The sequence below is a fragment of the Burkholderia sp. MSh2 genome (assembly GCF_000731655.1).
GTDB classification, from domain to species: Bacteria; Pseudomonadota; Gammaproteobacteria; order Burkholderiales; family Burkholderiaceae; genus Burkholderia; species Burkholderia paludis.
In genome coordinates, this window is record NZ_JPGM01000021.1 from 127631 (window position 1) to 147774 (window position 20144).

The 20144-nt window shown below is 67.8% G+C and carries 12 protein-coding genes and 1 pseudogene; 10 read left to right on the forward strand and 3 right to left on the reverse strand.

Going from position 1 to position 20144, the window contains the following annotated elements:
- Positions 1-3 precede the first annotated feature (3 nt).
- Positions 4-651 carry a lytic transglycosylase domain-containing protein gene (locus GQ57_RS14595; protein WP_081895043.1) on the forward strand — a complete coding sequence of 216 codons (648 nt, stop codon included), beginning with the start codon at positions 4-6 and terminating at the stop codon, positions 649-651.
- A gap of 10 nt (positions 652-661) precedes the next feature.
- Here GQ57_RS14595 and GQ57_RS14600 read toward each other — a convergent pair whose 3' ends face one another.
- From GQ57_RS14600 to GQ57_RS14610, 3 genes are all read right to left on the reverse strand, one after another.
- Positions 662-1360, reverse strand: a complete 699-nt coding sequence (locus tag GQ57_RS14600) for a winged helix-turn-helix domain-containing protein (protein ID WP_034198216.1) — start codon at positions 1358-1360, stop codon at positions 662-664.
- 64 nt (positions 1361-1424) lie between these two features.
- Entirely contained in the window at positions 1425-3509 is a 2085-nt protein-coding gene (gene kdpB, locus GQ57_RS14605) for a potassium-transporting ATPase subunit KdpB (protein WP_034198223.1), read from the reverse strand.
- Positions 3510-3817: 308 nt separating this feature from the next.
- A complete protein-coding gene (locus tag GQ57_RS14610) occupies positions 3818-4606 on the reverse strand; it encodes a GNAT family N-acetyltransferase (protein ID WP_034198217.1) in 789 nt (262 codons plus the stop codon).
- 332 nt (positions 4607-4938) lie between these two features.
- On the opposite strand from GQ57_RS14610, the gene GQ57_RS44350 reads away from it, so the two are divergent.
- The 9 genes and pseudogenes from GQ57_RS44350 to GQ57_RS41645 all read left to right on the forward strand — a co-directional run.
- Positions 4939-5019 (forward strand): potassium-transporting ATPase subunit F, encoded by an 81-nt coding sequence (locus tag GQ57_RS44350; RefSeq protein WP_075123119.1) that lies wholly within the window; start codon positions 4939-4941, stop codon positions 5017-5019.
- A 72-nt stretch (positions 5020-5091) separates the two neighbouring features.
- A complete protein-coding gene (gene kdpA, locus GQ57_RS14620) occupies positions 5092-6894 on the forward strand; it encodes a potassium-transporting ATPase subunit KdpA (protein WP_034198218.1) in 1803 nt (600 codons plus the stop codon).
- A gap of 43 nt (positions 6895-6937) precedes the next feature.
- On the forward strand, positions 6938-9094 hold the full coding sequence (gene kdpB / locus GQ57_RS14625; RefSeq protein WP_031403594.1) for a potassium-transporting ATPase subunit KdpB: 2157 nt from the start codon (positions 6938-6940) through the stop codon (positions 9092-9094).
- A 32-nt stretch (positions 9095-9126) separates the two neighbouring features.
- On the forward strand, positions 9127-10146 hold the full coding sequence (locus tag GQ57_RS39375) for a potassium-transporting ATPase subunit C (protein ID WP_031403595.1): 1020 nt from the start codon (positions 9127-9129) through the stop codon (positions 10144-10146).
- Positions 10147-10239: 93 nt separating this feature from the next.
- Positions 10240-10545 carry an NIPSNAP family protein gene (locus GQ57_RS14640; protein ID WP_031403596.1) on the forward strand — a complete coding sequence of 102 codons (306 nt, stop codon included), beginning with the start codon at positions 10240-10242 and terminating at the stop codon, positions 10543-10545.
- A gap of 310 nt (positions 10546-10855) precedes the next feature.
- Positions 10856-11506, forward strand: a complete 651-nt coding sequence (locus tag GQ57_RS14645) for an NADPH-dependent FMN reductase (RefSeq protein ID WP_034198219.1) — start codon at positions 10856-10858, stop codon at positions 11504-11506.
- 242 nt (positions 11507-11748) lie between these two features.
- Positions 11749-11967, forward strand: coding sequence for a hypothetical protein (locus GQ57_RS14650; RefSeq protein ID WP_021157097.1), 219 nt, complete (start codon positions 11749-11751; stop codon positions 11965-11967).
- A 95-nt stretch (positions 11968-12062) separates the two neighbouring features.
- Complete coding sequence (locus GQ57_RS14655; RefSeq protein ID WP_031403598.1) at positions 12063-12968, forward strand: hypothetical protein; 906 nt, start codon at positions 12063-12065, stop codon at positions 12966-12968.
- A gap of 1009 nt (positions 12969-13977) precedes the next feature.
- Positions 13978-19863, forward strand: a pseudogene (locus GQ57_RS41645) (ESPR-type extended signal peptide-containing protein); the annotation flags it as partial.
- Positions 19864-20144 lie beyond the last annotated feature (281 nt).

The window sequence follows — 20144 nt, forward strand, 5'->3', positions numbered from 1 at the left end:
GACATGCAGGCAACCCCTTCATCGCACGACCGGCCGGTGCCGCGCAAGCGCACGGCCCTGCCGCCACGACGGCTTCTGCCGTGTCTCACGCTCGCGCTGTCGCTGTCGGCCGCGTTGCCCGCGCATGCCGACGACATGCCGGCGGCGCCCGTCGCCGCCGCCAGCGCGCCGCAAGCCGCGCTTCCCCCGGCGCTCGACGCGATCGTCGCAACGCTGCGCGACCGCTTTCATGTCGCGTATGCGGACGCACGCGCGATCGCCCGCGCGGTGCAGACCGAATCGGATCGCTACGGTCTCGCGCCGGCGCTGCTGCTCGCGATCATCGCGGTCGAGTCCGGTTTCGATCGCCGCGCGGTCAGTGTCGCCGGCGCGCGCGGGTTGATGCAAGTGCTGCCGACCGCCCATCGCGACCTCGTCGCGCATGTGAAGGACCTGTCCGACCCGGCCACCAACGTGCGGATCGGCGCGGCCATCTTCCGCGGCTATCTCGACGATGCGGACGGCGACGTCGAAACCGCGCTCGTGCGCTACAACGGCGGCACGAAGCGCTATGCGCAGCGCGTCGCGCTGCGCGTGCAGCAGTTCGACGCGCAGTTGCGCCGCCCGAACGACGCGGCGAACGACGCGCTGCGGACCGCCGCCAACCCGTAAGCGCGACCCGCTATGCGGCCACCGCGAGCCGGTAGCCGACGCCCGTCTCCGTGAGGATGTACGCGGGCCGCCGCGGATCGCACTCGAGCTTGCGCCGCAGGTGGCCGACGTACACGCGAAGGTAGTGCGCGTTCTTGCCGTGCGCCGCTCCCCACACCTCGTTCAGCAGACGGTCGTGCGTGAGCAGCCGTCCCGCGTGATGCGCGAGCGCGGCCAGCAGCCGGAATTCGATCGGACTCAGATGCACGCGCGCCCCGCCGCGCAGCACCTCGCGCTCGACGAGATCGACGCTCACGTCGCCGAAGCGCACGCGCACCGCGTCGATGCGCCCGCCGCCGGCCTGCCGCCGCAGGTGCGCACGAATGCGGGCAATCAGCTCGGCCGCGCCGAACGGCTTGGTCAGGTAGTCGTCCGCGCCCGCGTCGAGCGCGGCCACCTTGTCGCTCTCCGCATTCAGCGCCGACAGCACGATCAGCGGCACGGCCGAGCACGCGCGCAGCGCGAGGATCAGATCGATGCCGCCGAGGTCGGGCTGGTTCGTGTCCGCGACGATCAGGTCGGGGCGGCGCGCGGCGACCAGCGCCACGCCGGCGGCGCCGGTCGCGGCCTCGCACACGTGCATGTGTACGGCCCTCAGCGCGACGTGGACGAAATGCCGGATGAACCTGTCTTCGTCGACGATCGCGATGACGACGGTCGGTTCGCTCATGCGGCGGCGCCTCCGTCCCGCGCGTCGCGCGCGCATACGCGCGCGTTACCGTGTGCATTCATCTTCACGCCCATCCGCATGCGACCAGCACCATGTCGATCAGCTTGATGAACGGGAACGGCAGCAGCACGCCGCCGAGGCCGTACATCAGCAGGTTGCGGCGCAGCAGCGGCGCCGCGCCGAGCGGACGATAGCGCACGCCCTTCAGCGCCAGCGGAATCAGCGCGACGATGATCAGCGCGTTGAAGATCACCGCCGACAGGATCGCGGACGCCGGCGACGCGAGGTGCATCACGTCGAACACGCGCAATTGCGGATAGGTCGTCGCGAACGCGGCCGGGATGATCGCGAAGTACTTCGCGACGTCGTTCGCGATCGAGAAGGTCGTCAGCGAGCCGCGCGTCATCAGCATCTGCTTGCCGATCTCGACGATCTCGATCAGCTTCGTCGGGTTCGAGTCGAGGTCGACCATGTTCCCCGCTTCCTTCGCCGCCTGCGTGCCGGTGTTCATCGCCACCGCCACGTCGGCCTGCGCGAGCGCCGGCGCGTCGTTCGTACCGTCGCCCGTCATCGCGACGAGGCGGCCTGCCGCCTGATGCTCGCGGATCGTCGCGAGCTTGGTTTCCGGCGTCGCTTCCGCGAGGAAGTCGTCGACACCCGCTTCCGCCGCGATCGCCGCGGCCGTCAGCCGGTTGTCGCCCGTCACCATCACGGTCTTGATGCCCATCTTGCGCAGTTCCGCGAAGCGCTCCTTGATGCCGCCCTTCACGATGTCCTTCAGCTCGATCACGCCGAGCACGCGCGCGACGCCTTCGCACCGCTCGGCCACGGCGAGCGGCGTGCTGCCGCGACGGGCGATATCGGTCACGACCGCCTCGACCTCGCGCGTGACGCGACCGCCGTGCGCCTCGACGTAGCGGACGATCGCATCGGCCGCGCCCTTGCGGATCTCGCGGCCGGGCGCGCCGGGCGACGCCCCCGCGGGGAACAGGTCGACGCCGCTCATGCGCGTCTGCGCGCTGAACGACAGGAACACCGGATGCAGCGCCTGCATGTCCCGCTCGCGCAGGTTGAAACGCTGCTTCGCGAGCACCACGATGCTGCGGCCTTCGGGCGTTTCGTCGGCGAGCGACGACAACTGCGCGGCATCGGCCAGCGCTTCCTCGGTCACGAACGGCGCCGGCACGAACGCCGACGCCTGGCGGTTGCCGAGCGTGATCGTGCCGGTCTTGTCGAGCAGCAGCACGTCGACGTCGCCGGCCGCTTCCACCGCGCGCCCCGACGTCGCGATCACGTTCGCCTGCATCATCCGGCTCATGCCGGCCACGCCGATCGCGGACAGCAGGCCGCCGATCGTCGTCGGAATCAGGCACACGAGCAGCGCGACCAGCGCGGTGATCGTCACCACGTGGCCGGCCTTCATCGCGTCGACCGCGAACGTCGAGAACGGCAGCAGCGTCGCGGTCGCGAGCAGCATCACGATCGTCAGCGCCACCAGCAGGATCGTCAGCGCGATCTCGTTCGGCGTCTTCTTGCGCTTCGCGCCCTCGACCATCGCGATCATGCGGTCGAGGAACGCCTCGCCCGGATTGACGGCGACCCGCACGACGATCCAGTCGGACAGCACGCGCGTGCCACCCGTCACCGACGAGAAGTCGCCGCCCGATTCGCGGATCACGGGTGCGGATTCGCCGGTGATCGCCGATTCGTCGACCGACGCGACGCCTTCGATCACGTCGCCGTCGGCCGGGATCGTGTCGCCGGCCTCGACGAGCACGACGTCGCCCTTGCGCAGGTCGGTCGACGCCATCACCTCGACGGCGGCCTTCGCGTGCGCGGCCGCGAGCTTTTTCGCGACGACGTTGTGCTTCGCACTGCGCAGCGATGCGGCCTGCGCCTTCGAGCGCCCTTCCGCGAGCGCCTCGGCGAAGTTCGCGAACAGCACCGTGAACCACAGCCACAGCGCGATCGCGAGGATGAAGCCCGACGGCGCCTCGGCCTGGCCGGCCAGCGCCGCGACCCACAGGATCGTCGTCAGGATGCTGCCGACGTATACGCAGAACATCACCGGGTTGCGGAACTGCGTGCGCGGCGTGAGTTTCCTGAACGAATCGGCGATCGCCGGGCGCACGAGCGCCGGATCGAACATCGAGCGCGCGGCCGTGCGCGCATGGCCCGGCTGCGCGGAGCGCGGGCCCGTCACGGGTGCGAGAGACATGGCGGTTCTCCTTGTGCCGGCGCATGGGCGCGGCGGCATCCGATTCCACGAAACCATCTTATGAAGGTTCACGTGAAGATCGCGGCAAAGGAGCGCGTCAAAGTATAAAAAGCGCGTAAACGTCGGTTTCGCCGCAGCGCGGCGGGGGTGTCTCAAGGGCCGTACACGAGCGGGAGCGCCACACTCCGCTCACATGACGTTTACGCGGCAAAACAGGAAAACGAACCGGTGCGCGACGTTCAGCCGAACGTGTAGCGCCCGTGCTGGCGCGGCCGCCACGGCGACGAGCGGCAGCTCGCGGCGCCGGCCGCGCGCCGGGCGGCCCAGCCTGCGCCGCGGCGCACGCGCCGGGCCGCGGCAGTCACGCGCGGCAACGGCAACGGCAACGCATACGCGAGACGCCGTACGGCCGCCACGCGCGCGGCGATCCGCGACGCCGGCGCCATGCGGCGCACGCAACGCGCGACGGGTCGCTTGCAGAGGATCGCGCTGTCGTAGCGCTTGCCGTCGAAGCGCATCACGTCGACGACATCGAAACCTTGCGCGCCGTAGAACGCCAGCAGGTGCGCAGCGGGATGCGGCGTATCCAGCGCGAGCAGCGCATAGCCGCGCGACGCGGCCCACTGCTCGGCGAACGACAGCAGCAACGCGCCGATCCCGCGGCTCTGGCACTCGGGGTCCACCGCCACCTGCCGCACGCTCGCGACGCCTTCGCGACGGTACAGCGCGCAGGCCGACGACGGATCGGTCGCGTACAGCGTGGCCGTGCCGATCACGCGCCCGCCGCACACGGCGACATAGCACTCGCCCGCTTCCGCGCGGCGGCGCGTCACGGCCTCGTCCTGGTCGACGCACGTGCAGTTGAGCCCCATTGCGCCGAGCCGCGCGAACGCCCGGTGCAGCATCGGCGTGAGTTGAGCATAGCTGTCGATGGCCGGATCGAAACGCCGCACGATGACCCGATCGGCGCACACCGAAGGCGGCGCGGCGGGTGTACGTTCGGCGATCGCGTTCCAGGGTATCGACATTGCCTTGCTCCGTGGTTGGGATGCCGGAAGTCTATGAGCGCGCCGGTGGCCGTCGCAAGAAAAAATCTCGTAAAACTTTCGGGCCGCGCGCCGTCGCCGCACCGGATTTACGACATTTTTATTTGCGCCGCTCTATACCGTGATCAGGCCGTCCGCGTACTTCGCGTCGCGTGCCGACGGGATGGCCGAAGCAACGCAATCGTCGATTTTCATCGGGAGAAACGCGATGAACCTCGCATTCTGGATGCCGTTCCTGTTCGCGCTCGGCCTCGGCAGCCTCGTGCTGTGCCTGCTGTTCGTCGATGCGTGCGAACGCATCTGAGGAGACGCTCATGGCCTGGCTTGCCGCGATCGTTGCCGCGTTCGCCTTCGTGTACCTGTTCGCCGCGATGATCCGGCCGGAATGGTTCTGACGTCCCGGCGCCGGCGTGCGCCGGCGTGCCCGATTTGCGCGTCGTACTTCACCGACGCAGGGGGAATGGCCCATGTGGACCCTACCGCTACTGATCGTCGTCGCGGCGATCGCCGTGTCGATTCCGCTCAGCCGCTACATGGCGTGGATCATGGACGGCCGCTATCGCGCGCCGCGCGTGCTGCGCTGGTTCGAGGCGAAGCTCGACAGCGGCCGGCAGGACTGGAAGCAGTACACCGTCGCGCTGCTCGTGTTCAACGCCGCGCTGTTCGTGTTCGGCTTCGTCGTCCTGTCGCTCCAGCCGCTGATGCCGCTGAACCCGCTCGGCCGCGGCATGCTCGCGCCGTCGACGATCTTCAACACGGTCATCTCGTTCATGACCAACACGAACCTGCAGCACTATTCGGGCGACCAGCACCTCTCGAACTTCAGCCAGATCTTCTTCATCCTGCCCAACATGTTTCTGTCGGCGGCGGTCGGGCTGTGCGCGCTGACCGCGATCATCCGGCTGTTCCGCGGCCAGACGGAGATCGGCAACTTCTTCGTCGACATGTGGCGCGTGGTCGTCTACATGTTCGTGCCGATCGCGCTCGTGCTCGGCGCGATCTTCATTCACGAAGGCATGCCGATGACATTGCAGAGCGCCGTGCAGGTGACGACGCTCGAGCCGGCCGCGATGGGCACGGCCGACAACGGCCAGGCGAAGCAGCAGACGCTCGTCGTGGGCCCGGTCGCGGCGGTGATTCCGATCAAGATGCTCGGCACCAACGGCGGCGGCTTCTACGGCATGAACGCCGCGCATCCGTACGAAAACCCGAGCGCGCTGTCGAACTTCATCACGACGCTCGCGATGATGATCTTCCCGTTCTCGCTCGTGCTGATGTACGGCCGCATGCTCCGCCGCATGCGACATGCCGTCGTGATCTACGGCGTGATGCTGTCGATGATGATCGGCCTGATCGCGTGGGCCGTGTACTTCGACACGCTGCAGCCGAACCCGGCATTCACCGCGCACCCGGTCGCGCGCACGTACCCGCTCGCGGGCACCGCGCATTCGGTGACGATCCCGCCGGTCGCGGCGCTGCCGGTCGACCCGCATCTCGGCAACCTCGAAGGCAAGGAACTGCGTTTCGGCACGTCGGCCGGCGCGACCTTCGCGGCGATCACCACCGACGTCACGTGCGGCGCGGTGAACGCCGAGCACGACAGCCTGAACCCGCTCGCGGGCCTGTCGCCGCTGGTCGGCATGTGGCTCAACTGCGTGTTCGGCGGCAAGGGCGTCGGGATGATCAACCTGCTGCTGTTCCTGATCGTCGGCGTGTTTCTCGCCGGCCAGATGGTCGGGCGCACGCCCGAGTACCTCGGCCGCAAGGTCGGCGCGCGCGAGATGAAGCTCGCGATGATCGCGCTGCTCGTGCACCCGATCCTGATCCTCGGGCCGACCGGCGTGTTCTCCGCGACCGACTGGGGCACCCGGGCCGAGGCGAACCCCGGCGCGCACGGCTTTACCGAGATCACGTACCAGTTCGCGTCGGCATCCGCGAACAACGGCTCCGCTTTCGACGGCCTCGGCACCAACTACGGGCTGAACGCGAACCCGAACCCGGCGCCGACCGCCGTGCAGTGGGATCTGTCGACCGGCCTCGTGATGCTGTTCTCGCGCTACCTGCCGATCGTCGCGCCGGTCGCGATGGCCGCGTTCCTCGGCCGCAAGAAGACCGCGCCGGCGACGCTCGGCACGATGCGCGACGACACCGCGACGTTCGGCTTCCTGCTGCTCGGCACGATCGCGATCGTCGGCGCGCTGCTGTTCCTGCCGGTCGCGACGCTCGGCCCGCTCGCGGAGCACCTGGGACCGATGCCGTTCGGCGGATGACGCACACCGCGCGCCGCTCCCCTGCCCTCAGGACGGAACCATCATGAAAACCACGCCCCTGACGCCCGATACCCTGCACGCCCCGCCGGCCGCGCCGAAGCCGCCGCGCACGCCGCGCGACCGGCTGTTCGCGCCGGCGCTGGTGCGCCTCGCGCTCAGGCAGTCGCTGATCACGCTGCGGCCCGACATCCAGTGGAAGAACCCGGTGATGTTCGTCGTCGAGATCGGCGCGATGCTGACGCTCGTGTTCATCGTGCAGATGATGCTCGGCGCCGCGCACGGCCAGGCGCCGCTCACGTACTTCATCGCGCTGTTCTGCTGGCTCGCGCTGACCGTCGTGTTCGCGAACTTCGCCACCGCGATCGCCGAGGAGCGCGGCAAGGCGCAGGCCGATTCGCTGCGCCGCGCGCGGCACGACACGCAGGCCTGCCGGCTGCGCGACGACCGCTCGTGCGAGACGGTGCCGTCGAGCGCGCTGCGCCGCGGCGATCTCGTGCGGGTCCGCGCCGGCGACGTGATCCCGGGCGACGGCGAGATCGTCGAGGGCGCCGCGTCGGTCGACGAATCGGCGATCACCGGCGAATCCGCGCCGGTGATCCGCGACGCGGGCGGCGACCGCTCCGGCGTCACGGGCGGCACGACGGTGCTGTCCGACGAGATCACGGTGCGCATTTCGGCCGGCCCCGGCGAATCGTTCCTCGACCGCATGATCGCGCTCGTCGAGGGCGCGGTGCGGCAACGCACCCCGAACGAGATCGCGCTGACGCTGGTGCTGTCCGCGTTCACGCTGATCTTCCTGATCGTCGTCGTGCCGCTGTGGCCGATGGCGCTGAACGCCGAGCGCTACATGACGAGCTACCTCGGCCTGTCGGAGCCGCTGCACAGCCTCGGCACCGACGTGCCCACGCTGGTCGCGCTGCTCGTCTGCCTGATACCGACCACGATCGGCGCGCTGCTCGCGGCGATCGGCATCGCGGGCATGGACCGCGCGCTGCGCGCGAACATCATCGCGAAAAGCGGCAAGGCGGTCGAGGTGGCCGGCGACATCGACACCGTCGTGCTCGACAAGACCGGCACGATCACGATCGGCAACCGCCGCGCCACCGGCTTCATGCCGGTCGGCAGCGCGGACGAGAACGAACTGAAGCGGCTGGCGTCGCTCGCGTCGTTCGGCGACCGGACGCCCGAGGGCAAGAGCATCGTCGCCGTCGCGTCGCCGCTCGCGCCGTACGTGGGCGGGCATCCGGCGCCCGCTGGCGCGATCGTGATCCCGTTCAGCGCACAGTCGCGCATGAGCGGCATCGACCTGCCCGACGGCCGCACGATCCGCAAGGGCGCGCCCGATGCGGTGATCGCCTGGGTGCGCGAACGCGGCGGCGACGTGCCGTACGGTCTCGCGCCGATCCTCGAGCAGGCCGGCCGGCAGGGCGCGACGCCGCTCGTCGTCGCGAACGGCAACGACATCGCGGGCGTCGTCGTGCTCGAGGACATCCTGAAGCCCGGCATCCGCGAGCGGATCGGCCACCTGCGCAGCATGGGTCTGCGCACGGTGATGGTGACGGGCGACAACGCGCTGACCGCGGCGACCATCGCGCGGCTCGCGGGGGTCGACACGTTCATCGCCGAAGCGACGCCCGAACGCAAGCTCCGGTACCTGCGCGACGAGCAGGCCGAGGGCAAGCTCGTCGCGATGATGGGCGACGGCACCAACGACGCGCCCGCGCTCGCGCAGGCCGACGTCGGGCTCGCGATGAACTCGGGCACGCAGGCCGCAAAGGAAGCCGGCAACATGGTCGATCTCGACAGCGACCCGACCAAGCTGATCGAGGTGATCGAGATCGGCAAGCAGTTGCTGATGACGCGCGGCGCGCTGACCACGTTCTCGATCGCGAACGACGTCGCGAAGTACTTCGCGATCGTGCCCGCGCTGTTCGCCGGCACCTTGCCGTGGCTCGGCGCGATGGACGTGATGCACCTGCATTCGCCGACGTCGGCGATCCTGTCGGCGGTGATCTTCAACGCGCTGATCATCCCGCTCCTGATCCCCGTCGCGCTGAAGGGCGTGCGCTACCGTCCGCTCGGCGCCGACGCGCTGCTGCGCCGGAACCTGCTGATCTGGGGACTCGGCGGCGTGATCGTGCCGTTCGCGGGGATCAAGCTGATCGATGTCGTGATGACGACGCTCGGCCTCGTGTCGTGAACGACGTGCCGGCGAAACCGAGGGAGAGTGCCATGTTGCGCCACCTGTCGAAAAGTCTCTGGCTGCTCGGCTTCATCGTCGTGCTGGTGTGCGGCATCTATCCGGCGATCCTCTGGACGATCGGACAGACCGCCTTCCCGTTCCAGGCGAACGGCAGCCTCGTCGCGGGCCCGGACGGCAAGCCGGTCGGCTCGCTGCTGATCGCGCAGCCGTTCACGCGCGACGAATACTTCCAGAGCCGGCCGTCGGCCGTGTCGTACGACGGCTCGGCGTCGGGTTCGTCCGCGCTGGCGGCGTCGAACTACGCGCTGCGCGACCGCGTCGCGCGCACGATCGCGCCGGTCGCGCGCCATGCGGACGGCCCCCGGGCCGGCCAGCTCGTCGCGCCGGACGTGGAGCGCTGGTTCCGGGCCGACCGGGCCGGCGGCAAGCCGCACGTGGTCGCGCAGTGGGCCGACGCGCACAACGCGCTCGCGCAGGCATGGGTCGGCGCCGACGCGACCCACGCCGCGGCCGTCGACGCCTGGGCGAAACGGCATCCGGACTTGGTGAAGCAGTGGATCGCGGCGAACCCGTCGACCCCGCAGCCGAAGGCGCCCGACCTCGCTGTGCCGTACTTCGAGTGGTTTTCGGCGGCGTATCCGGGCAGGTTTCCGGCGCCCGTCGCGCACGTCGCCGCCGACGGCACGAAGACGACGGCGATCGAACCCGTCGACGCGGGCACGGACATCCGGACGATCTTCTTCGACACCTGGCGGCAGGATCACGCCGACGTCGCGCTGCAGGACGTGCCCGGCGATTTCGTGACGACGTCGGGCTCGGGGCTCGACCCGGACATCACGCTCGCGAACGCGCTGTTCCAGCTCGATCGCGTCGCCGGCGCGTGGGCGGGCGACACGAAACGGCCGGCGGGATCGATCCGCGCGGAAATCGCCGCGCTGCTTCGGCGCGACGCGCACGCGCCGCTGGCGGGCCTCGCGGGCGAGCCGGTCGTCAACGTGCTGCAGACCAATCTCGCACTGCGGCGGATGTACGGTGCGCCGCCCGCGTGACGGCGCGGCGCGGGCGCGCCGTGATCGGCGTTGACAGGCCGCGGCGGCGGCTCCAGACTGACGCGCTCCCCTACTGCCGAACGGTGCGCCGCCTTGATTACCTGCTTCCTTCGCTACGTCGTCGATCCGTACAAGCTCGACCAGTTCGAAACCTACGGCAAGATGTGGATTCCGCTCGTGGAGCAGTTCGGCGGCACGCATCACGGCTACTTCCTGCCGTCCGAAGGGGCGAGCAACATCGCGCTCGCGATGTTCTCGTTCCCGAGCCTCGCGGAATACGAACGCTACCGCGAACGCTCGAAGGACGATCCGGCCTGCCAGGCCGCGTTCCGCTACGCCGAGGAAACGCGCTGCATCGTCAGCTACGAACGCAGCTTCTTCCGGCCGGTGTTCGCGTAACGGGCGACGGCGCGGCGCCTCGCGCCCTCGTCGCGGCCGGGACGAAAAAAAGCCCCGCCTGCATCCGCGTGGCGGGGCCAACCCATGTCAGTAGAGACATCATGGAGGAGACGGGCCCATCTTATCGACCGCGGCGCGTGGCCCCAACCAAGCATTTCTGCTATCGATCTGGGCGGCCGCGCACACGATTGCCCCCGGCTTCCGGCATATCGATAGAACGAAAAGTCGTTTTCAGAGTGGCGACGGGGTCGTTACCATCTGGTTTTTAAGCCTGTGCTTAGCCGGGCAAGCCATCCCCAAGGAGCGCCCCTTGACTGCATTCGATCAACACCGCCGCCCGTTCGTCGTCGGCATTGGCGGTACCACCCGGGCAGCATCGTCGACCGAGCGCGCGCTGTCGTTCGCGCTGCGCGGCGCGCAGGCTGCCGGTGCGCGCACGCGCCTGTTCGACGGGCCGTTCCTGCATACGCTCCCGCACTACGCGCCCGAACACAAGACGCTGACCGACGCGCAGCGCGAGCTGATCGACACCGTGCGCCAGGCCGACGCGATCATCATCGCGACGCCCGGCTATCACGGCGGCGTCTCCGGCCTCGTGAAGAACGCGCTCGATACCCTCGAGGAACTGCGCGCCGACGATCGCCCGTATCTCGACGGGCGCGCGGTCGGCCTGATCGTCACCGCGTACGGCTGGCAGGCGGCCGGCACCGTGCTGACGTCGCTGCGTTCGATCGTGCACGCGCTGCGCGGCTGGCCGACGCCGTTCGGCGCGACCGTAAACACGCTCGAAACGCGCTTCGAAAGCGCCGACAGCTGCTCGGATCCGAAGGTCGTCGCGCAACTCGAGACGGTCGGCACGCAAGCGGCCGAGTTCGCGCTCGCGTTCGCCTCGCATCGCGCGGCGTCGCACGCGGCATCGGTCGACGCGCTCGCCCCCGTGCTGAAGATCGCCAACCAGTAATCGCCCGCTTCCACCGCCCGCGCCCGGCCGATCCGATTCGCCGGCGCGGGCGGCGTCCATTCGGCCCCGCGGCGACGAGCCGCGCGCCGGCGCCTGGCCCGGCTGCCCTCTCCCCGCACCCCGCCCTCTCCCTGCCCCGATAACGATACGGCCCGCCGCATGATTTGCATTGGCCGAAAGATTGGTTCACGCGGCGGGCGGGTTTTCGTACGCTGAACGTCCGAACTCTCTCCGCGCACACCATGAACCGAACGATCCGCTACAAGGGCTATGAAGTCGCCCCCGCCGCCGCCCGGTTGCCGAACGGGCTGTTCGCCGCCAACCTGACGATCGCAAAGGCGAGCAGCGGCCCGTCGCCGCGCTCCGTGTCGTTCGACGCGATCGACTTCTTCTTCGAGGAAGAGCACGCGCTGGCCTACGCGTCCCGCTGGGGCCGCCTCTGGGTCGACACGCACGCCTGACGCCCGGCACGCAGGCGTACGCACGGCCGCACGAAAATACGCGTTTACGGCAGGTATGCAAGAATCTTTCGCCCCGTAATCGCATAACAACGGCCATGACTGACACGCTGCAGGAAGAGCATGCAGCCGCGGATCACGCAATGCGCAACTGGACCTTCGAGAAGCAAGGTCCGGTCAAGATCGGTTCCGATGCGCACCAGCAAATGTTCTGTCGCATGCTGCTCGACACACACAACCCGTACAAGCCGGCCGTGATCGACTGGCCTGCACTCAACCCCGGCGAGCTCAAGCGGCTCACGTCGCTGCCGATCTGGGACATCGCGGTGCAGACCGAAGGGCGCGCGTCGATCCGCGTCGCCACGTTCGCCGCGACGGTCGGCGATCCGCTGCTCCGCCGCGCGCTCGAGATGGACGGCGGCGAGGAAGCCCGCCACAAGGTCGTGCTGTCGAAACTCGTCGAAGCCTACGGTATCCGCCTCGCGCCCGAGCCGGATTACCCGGCGCCCAAGGATCCCGAATGGTCGTGGATGCTCACGGGGTTCAGCGAGTGCATCGACAGCTTCTTCGCGTTCGGCCTGTTCCGTTCCGCGCAGCGCTCCGGCTTCTTCCCGCCCGAACTCGTCGAGACCTTCGAACCCGTGATCCAGGAAGAAGGCCGCCATATCCTGTTCTTCGTGAACTGGTATGCGTGGCACTGGCGCAATCTGCCGTGGTGGCGCCGGCCCTGGTTCTTCGCGCGCGTCGCGGCCGTCTGGGTGCACCTGATCCGGGACCGCATCGGCATCGCGCGCGGCATCGACACCGACGGCGTTGCGCGCGATGCGAATTTCCCCGCGACGAACACCGGCGACATCGGCGAAGCGCTGAACCCGCGCGAGCTGATCGAACTGTGCCTCGCCGAGAACGACCGGCGGATGGCCGGCTACGACAGGCGCCTGCTGCGCCCGATGTTCGTGCCACGCATGGCGCGGTTCGCACTGCGGTTCATCGGGAAGAAGTAGCCCGCCGCGCCGGACGATCGCCCGGTTGCCTGGCCGCCCGGTCGGACCGCCAGGCAACGACCGTCGACGGCAGAAACACCGGCGGAACCCGGATCGCCCGGTCCGGCCGCCGAATCGGCCCGCCCTGCACGCATTTACTCAGACCCCGTTTTATTCAGCACGCTGGCGCGCCCGCCTCGCGTGGGCAAATTGCCACCCGGAATCCGCCCGTTCCCCAGGATCGCGGCCCTCGCCGGCCGGTGTCTTTAACAACCTGTCGACCGACGGCGCACGTCTGCCGTGGGCGGCCCTCGCCGGCCGGCCCGGCACACGTTCCAATCCCGCCCGAATACCAACGTCATCGATATTGTCAATAACAAAAATTCGAAAGCGGAATGATGCCGGCCGGGTCAGCCATTCCGTAGCACTTTTTTACAAGTTTGACGCGCCAACCGCCCGGAACGCCCGCCGTGCGGGCAACGCTTGCCGACACGATGCGCAAATCAGCACAGTCTGAAGTCCGGCGTTTCAAAACGGATTGATTTTCGATTAATCAGATAAACCCAATTAAAAATAAAAACCAATCTGGAATTAACAAATAGACAAAAATCCAATTGCAATATCTACCGGAACATCAACAAACATTACACCACCGAAAGAACGGTCAGGTGCGCAAACGTTTGCCATTTCATTTGTATTACGAATGGTGCCGCCCGATATGTAATCTTTCGCACAAAACGCACGTAACTCATTGATTATTCTGAACAAAAAGGAATGAACCCCAAAACTCACGAATCCTACATGACACATTCCTGCACCTTTCAAATATATTCGACATCGAGCCATCGAAACACTCACCATTAACCATTCTTTAACTTTCAAAACCCGCTATTTATCACTTTTTATCAATCTAAAAAAACAGCCTCCAATAAACTCCGCCCATCGATTTTTAGATTTCACGCGAGCGCACGGCGTATTCCTCTAACGAAAGAGACCGGTGTGTGGCGTGCATATTTGGAGGTAGCAGGACATGAATCGCACATACCGCTCGATCTGGAACGAGGCCCTTGGCGCTTGGGTCGCCGCATCGGAACACGATACGGCTAGGGGCAAGCCGAACAAGTCGGCCGTCGTGAAGGCCGTTGCAACGGCCATCCTCGTCGCGGGGGCGGGCGTCGGCAACGTCGCGCACGCGCAGTACAGCGCCGGCGGCGGGGTCGCGACCAACGCAACGTCGATCGCCATCGGCGCCGGCTCCAGCGGGCTGAGCGTTCCGGGCCAGAGCCCGACCGCCTCGGCCGCCGGCGCGATCGCCATCGGCGCCAACTCGACGACCAACACAGTCGCCAGCGGGTCGAACTCGACGGCATTCGGCACCGGTGCGTCGGCCACCGGCACCGCGGCGTCCGCATTCGGCCAGGGCACGTCGGCGACCGGCAGTTTCGCGACCGCCATCGGCAGCGGCACGAAGGCCTCCGCCAACTATGCAACCGCCCTGGGCAGCACCAGCGCGGTGAACGGCGTCCAGACGCAAGCATCCGGCGTCGGCTCGACCGCGATCGGCAGCAACGCCACCGCGGGCGCGCAGGCCGCCGCACAGGATTCGATCTCGATCGGCGGCCAGTCGTCGGTCGCCGCCACCGCGACGTCCGGCATCGCGATCGGCCGCGGGGCGACGGTGAACAGCGCGTACGGTATCGCGCAGGGCGACGGCGTCGTTTCCGGCGCAAATGGCCAGAACGTCGCAATCGGCTCATCGGGTACGACGGCGAACGCCGGCACGACGACCAGCGGCGCAGTTGCGATCGGCATGAACCAATCTGCAATCGGTAACGGCGCGGTTGCGATCGGCGCCGGCAACACGGCGAGCGGCACGGGCTCCGTCGCGCTGGGCAACACCGCCACGGCGCTCAACGGATCCGTGGCACTCGGCAGTTCTGCCTCCGCCTCCGGCACCAACGGTTCGGTGGCCATCGGCAATTCCGCGACCGCAACCGGTACGGGCGCGATCGCATTCGGCAACTCCGGCAGCTTCGCCGCCAATGCGGTGGCGACCGGGAGCGACGCACTCGCACTGGGCAACGGCTCGACGGCCAGCGGCACCTCTGGCGCGGTCGCCGTCGGTCCGGCAACCGTCGCATCGGCCAACTTCGGGACCGCGATCGGTTCGAATTCGACCGCAAACGTCGCGAACTCGGTAGCCCTCGGCGCCCATTCCGTGACGACCAGCGCGCAGACGACAGCCACAGGCGGCACCAACACCGTCAGCAGCGCCACGATCGGCGGTCAGACGTTCGGCAACTTTGCAGGCTCCGGAGCGGCTGGCGGTGTCGTCAGCGTCGGGCAGGCCGGCAACGAGCGCCGCATCCAGAACGTCGCGGCAGGCCTCGTCACGTCGTCCAGCACCGACGCAATCAACGGCAGCCAGCTGTACTCGGTCGCGAGCACGACGACGTCGAGCATCACGAGCCTGTCGACTTCGGCATCGACCGGCCTGTCGTCGGCCACCAGCTCGATCTCGTCGCTGTCGACCTCCACGTCGACGGGTCTGTCGTCAGCCACCAGCTCGATCGGCTCGCTGTCCACCGGCCTCTCGTCGACCAACAGCTCGGTTTCGTCGCTGTCGACTTCCACGTCGACCGGCCTGTCGTCGGCTACCAGCTCGATCGGTTCGCTGTCCACCGGCCTCTCGTCGACCAACAGCTCGGTCACGTCGCTGTCGACTTCCACGTCGACCGGCCTGTCGTCGGCTACCAGCTCGATCACCTCGCTGTCGACCTCGACCTCGACCGGCTTGTCCTCGGCGAACAGCTCCATCACGTCGCTGTCCACGTCGACCTCGACCGGCTTGTCGTCGGCCAACAGCTCCATCACGTCGCTGTCGACCTCCACGTCGACTGGCCTGTCCTCGGCTACCAGCTCGATCGGTTCGCTGTCCACCGGCCTCTCGTCGACCAACAGCTCGGTTACCTCGCTGTCGACTTCGACCTCGACCGGCCTGTCGTCGGCCAACAGCTCGATTAAGTCGCTGTCCACGTCGACCTCGACCGGCCTGTCGTCGGCCAACAGCTCGATCACCTCGCTGTCCACGTCGACCTCGACCGGCCTGTCGTCGGCCAACAGCTCGATCACCTCGCTGTCGACCTCAACCTCGACGGGCCTCTCGTCGGCTAACAGCTCGATCACGTCACTGTCGACCTCCACGTCGACCGGCCTGTCCTCAGCCACCAGCTCGATCGGTTCCCTGTCGACCGGCCTCTCGTCGACCAATAGCTCGGTAACCTCGCTGTCGACTTCGACCTCGACGGGCCTCTCGTCGGCGAACAGCTCGATCACGTCGCTGTCGACCTCCACCTCGACCGGCCTGTCGTCGGCCAACAGCTCGATCACCTCGCTGTCGACCTCCACCTCGACCGGCCTCTCGTCGACCAATAGCTCGGTCACCTCGCTGTCGACCTCGACCTCGACCGGCCTGTCCTCGGCCACCAGCTCGATCGGTTCCCTGTCAACCGGTCTCTCGTCGACCAACAGCTCGGTCACATCGCTGTCGACCTCCACGTCGACGGGCCTGTCGTCGACCAACAGCTCGGTCACCTCGCTGTCGACCTCCACGTCGACGGGCCTGTCGTCGGCCAACAGCTCGATCACGTCGCTGTCGACTTCCACGTCGACCGGCCTGTCCTCGGCCACCAGCTCGATCGGTTCCCTGTCGACCGGCCTGAGCTCGACCAACAGCTCCGTCCTGTCGCTGTCGACCTCGACGTCGACCGGCCTGTCGTCGGCCACCAGCTCGATCGGCTCGCTGTCCACCGGCCTGAGCACGGTCACGGTCAAGACGGACAACCTCGGCAACAGCACGGCGGCGGCACTCGGCGGCGGCTCGACGTACAACCCGACGACCGGCACGGTCTCCGCGCCGGCATACACGACCTACAACGCGAACGGCACGACGTCGACCGCCACCAGCGTCGGCTCGGCGATCAACAACATCAACAGCCAGGGCATCAAGTACTTCCACGCGAACTCGACCGGCGCAGACAGCACCGCGACCGGCACCGACGCAGTCGCCATCGGCAGCGGCGCCGTCGCCAGCACGAACGATTCCGTCGCGCTCGGCACCGGCGCGCAGACCGCCCCCGCTGTCGCCACGAGCAGCGCGACCGTCGGCGGCGTGACGTTCGGCGGATTCGCCGGCACCTCGCCGGTCGGCACCGTCAGCGTCGGCAGCCTCAACAACGAGCGACAAATCACCAACGTCGCCGCCGGCCAGGTAACCGCGACGAGTACCGACGCGATCAACGGCAGCCAGCTCTATTCGGTCGCCCAGCAGGTCGGTACCGCGACCAGCGCCATTTCGTCGCTGTCGACCTCCACGTCGACGGGCCTCTCGTCGGCCAACAGCTCGATCACCTCGCTGTCGACCTCCACGTCGACCGGCCTGTCGTCGGCCACCAGCTCGATCGGCTCGCTGTCGACCGGCCTCTCGTCGACCAACAGCTCCGTCACGTCGCTGTCCACGTCCACATCGACGGGTCTGTCGTCGGCCAACAGCTCGATCACGTCGTTGTCGACCTCCACGTCGACGGGTCTGTCGTCGGCCAACAGCTCGATCACGTCACTGTCCACCTCGACCTCGACGGGTATCACCTCGCTGTCGACCGGCCTCTCGTCGACCAACAGCTCCGTCACCTCGCTGTCGACCTCGACCTCGACGGGCCTCTCGTCGGCGAATAGCTCCATCACGTCGCTGTCCACGTCGACCTCGACCGGCCTCTCGTCGGCCAACAGCTCGATCACGTCGCTGTCCACCTCGACCTCGACGGGCCTCTCGTCGGCGAATAGCTCCATCACGTCGCTGTCGACCTCGACCTCGACGGGTATCACCTCGCTGTCCACCGGCCTCTCGTCGACCAACAGCTCCGTCACGTCGCTGTCGACCTCGACCTCGACCGGCCTCTCGTCGGCGAATAGCTCCATCACGTCGCTGTCCACGTCGACCTCGACGGGCCTCTCGTCGGCCAACAGCTCGATCACCTCGCTGTCCACGTCGACCTCGACGGGCCTCTCGTCGGCGAATAGCTCCATCACGTCGCTGTCCACCTCGACCTCGACGGGTATCACCTCGCTGTCCACCGGCCTCTCGTCGACCAACAGCTCCGTCACCTCGCTGTCCACCTCGACCTCGACCGGCCTGTCCTCGGCGAACAGCTCGATCACGTCGCTGTCGACCTCGACCTCGACGGGTATCACCTCGCTGTCCACGGGCCTCTCGTCGACCAACAGCTCCGTCACGTCGTTGTCTACCTCGACCTCGACCGGCCTGTCCTCGGCGAATAGCTCGATCACGTCGCTGTCCACCTCGACCTCGACGGGTATCACCTCGCTGTCCACGGGCCTTTCATCGACCAACAGCTCCGTCACGTCGTTGTCGACCTCGACCTCGACCGGCCTGTCCTCGGCGAATAGCTCGATCACGTCGCTGTCGACCTCCACGTCGACGGGTATCACCTCGCTGTCCACCGGCCTTTCGTCGACCAACAGCTCCGTCACCTCGCTGTCGACCTCGACCTCGACCGGCCTCTCGTCGGCCAACAGCTCGATCACGTCGCTGTCCACCTCGACCTCGACGGGTATCACCTCGCTGTCCACCGGCCTCTCGTCGACCAACAGCTCCGTCACCTCGCTGTCCACGTCGACCTCGACCGGCCTCTCGTCGGCCAACAGCTCGATCCTGTCGCTGTCCACCTCGACCTCGACGGGTATCACCTCGCTGTCCACCGGCCTGAGCACGACGAACAGCTCGGTGACATCGCTGTCAACCTCGACCTCGACCGCGATCAACGCCGCGAAGACGCACTACTACAGCGTCAACGACGGCGGCACGCAGCAGGCGAACTACAACAACGACGGCGCCACGGGCATCAACGCCCTCGCCGCCGGCGTGAACGCCAGCGCGGCGGGCGCCAGCAGCGTCGCGGTCGGCAACGGTTCGAACGCGCAGTCGGCAGGCGCGGTCGCGATCGGTCAGAACGCATCGGCAACGGGCGGCACGGCCGTGTCGATCGGCTCCGGCAACGTCGCCAGCGGCAACGGCGCGGTGGCGATCGGCGATCCGAGCTATGCGTCGGGTACCGGTGCGTTCACGGGCGGCGCGAACAACATCGCGAACAGCGACGGCACGCAAACCGCCACGCCGGCCAACGCGGCCAACGGCGCAGTGGCGATCGGTAACAGCAACACCGCGATCGGGCAAGGATCGGTGGCGCTTGGCAACATGTCGGTGGCAGGTGCGGCGGGCGCGCTGGCATTCGGCGATACCGCGAGCGCCGCCGCGACAGATGGTGTTGCGCTCGGCAGCGGTGCGAAGGCCAACAACGCCAGCGACGTCGCACTCGGCAGCGGTTCGATCACTGCAGCGCCCAACCCCACGCCGACCGGCACGATCGGCGGTTCGACCTACACGTTCGCGGGTGGTGCGCCCACCAGCGTCGTCAGCGTCGGCGCCCCGGGTTCGGAGCGTCAGATCACGAACGTTGCAGCCGGTCAGGTCACCTCGACCAGCACGGATGCCATCAATGGCTCGCAACTCTACGCGACCAATATGGCCGTCGATTCGCTGTCGACGACGCTGTCGTCGTCCGACAGCGCAATCTCGTCGTTGTCGACTGGTCTGAGCTCGACCGACAGTTCGGTCACGTCGCTGTCGACGTCAACCTCGACGGGTCTGTCGTCGGCCAACAGCTCCATCACGTCGCTGTCGACCTCGACGTCGACCGGCCTGTCGTCGGCCACCAGCTCGATCGGCTCGCTGTCGACCGGCCTCTCGTCGACCGACAGCTCGGTGACCTCGCTGTCGACTTCCACGTCGACCGGCCTGTCGTCGGCCAACAGCTCGATCACCTCGCTGTCCACGTCGACCTCGACCGGCTTGTCGTCGGCTACCAGCTCGATCGGCTCGCTGTCGACCGGCCTCTCGTCGACCGACAGCTCGGTCACGTCGCTGTCGACTTCCACGTCGACGGGCTTGTCGTCGGCCAACAGCTCGATCACCTCGCTGTCCACGTCGACCTCGACCGGTTTGTCGTCGGCCAACAGCTCCATCACGTCGCTGTCGACCTCGACGTCGACCGGCCTGTCGTCGGCCACCAGCTCGATCGGCTCCCTGTCGACCGGCCTCTCGTCGACCGATAGTTCGGT

Bases quoted from the DNA above. Each gene is read 5' to 3' on its own strand.
- GQ57_RS14595 (WP_081895043.1), top strand. From the start codon at position 4: ATGCAGGCAACCCCTTCATCGCACGACCGGCCGGTGCCGCGCAAGCGC.
- GQ57_RS14600 (WP_034198216.1), bottom strand. From the start codon at position 1,360: ATGAGCGAACCGACCGTCGTCATCGCGATCGTCGACGAAGACAGGTTC.
- kdpB (WP_034198223.1), bottom strand. From the start codon at position 3,509: ATGTTCGATCCGGCGCTCGTGCGCCCGGCGATCGCCGATTCGTTCAGG.
- GQ57_RS14610 (WP_034198217.1), bottom strand. From the start codon at position 4,606: ATGTCGATACCCTGGAACGCGATCGCCGAACGTACACCCGCCGCGCCG.
- GQ57_RS44350 (WP_075123119.1), top strand. From the start codon at position 4,939: ATGGCCTGGCTTGCCGCGATCGTTGCCGCGTTCGCCTTCGTGTACCTG.
- kdpA (WP_034198218.1), top strand. From the start codon at position 5,092: ATGTGGACCCTACCGCTACTGATCGTCGTCGCGGCGATCGCCGTGTCG.
- kdpB (WP_031403594.1), top strand. From the start codon at position 6,938: ATGAAAACCACGCCCCTGACGCCCGATACCCTGCACGCCCCGCCGGCC.
- GQ57_RS39375 (WP_031403595.1), top strand. From the start codon at position 9,127: ATGTTGCGCCACCTGTCGAAAAGTCTCTGGCTGCTCGGCTTCATCGTC.
- GQ57_RS14650 (WP_021157097.1), top strand. From the start codon at position 11,749: ATGAACCGAACGATCCGCTACAAGGGCTATGAAGTCGCCCCCGCCGCC.
- GQ57_RS14655 (WP_031403598.1), top strand. From the start codon at position 12,063: ATGACTGACACGCTGCAGGAAGAGCATGCAGCCGCGGATCACGCAATG.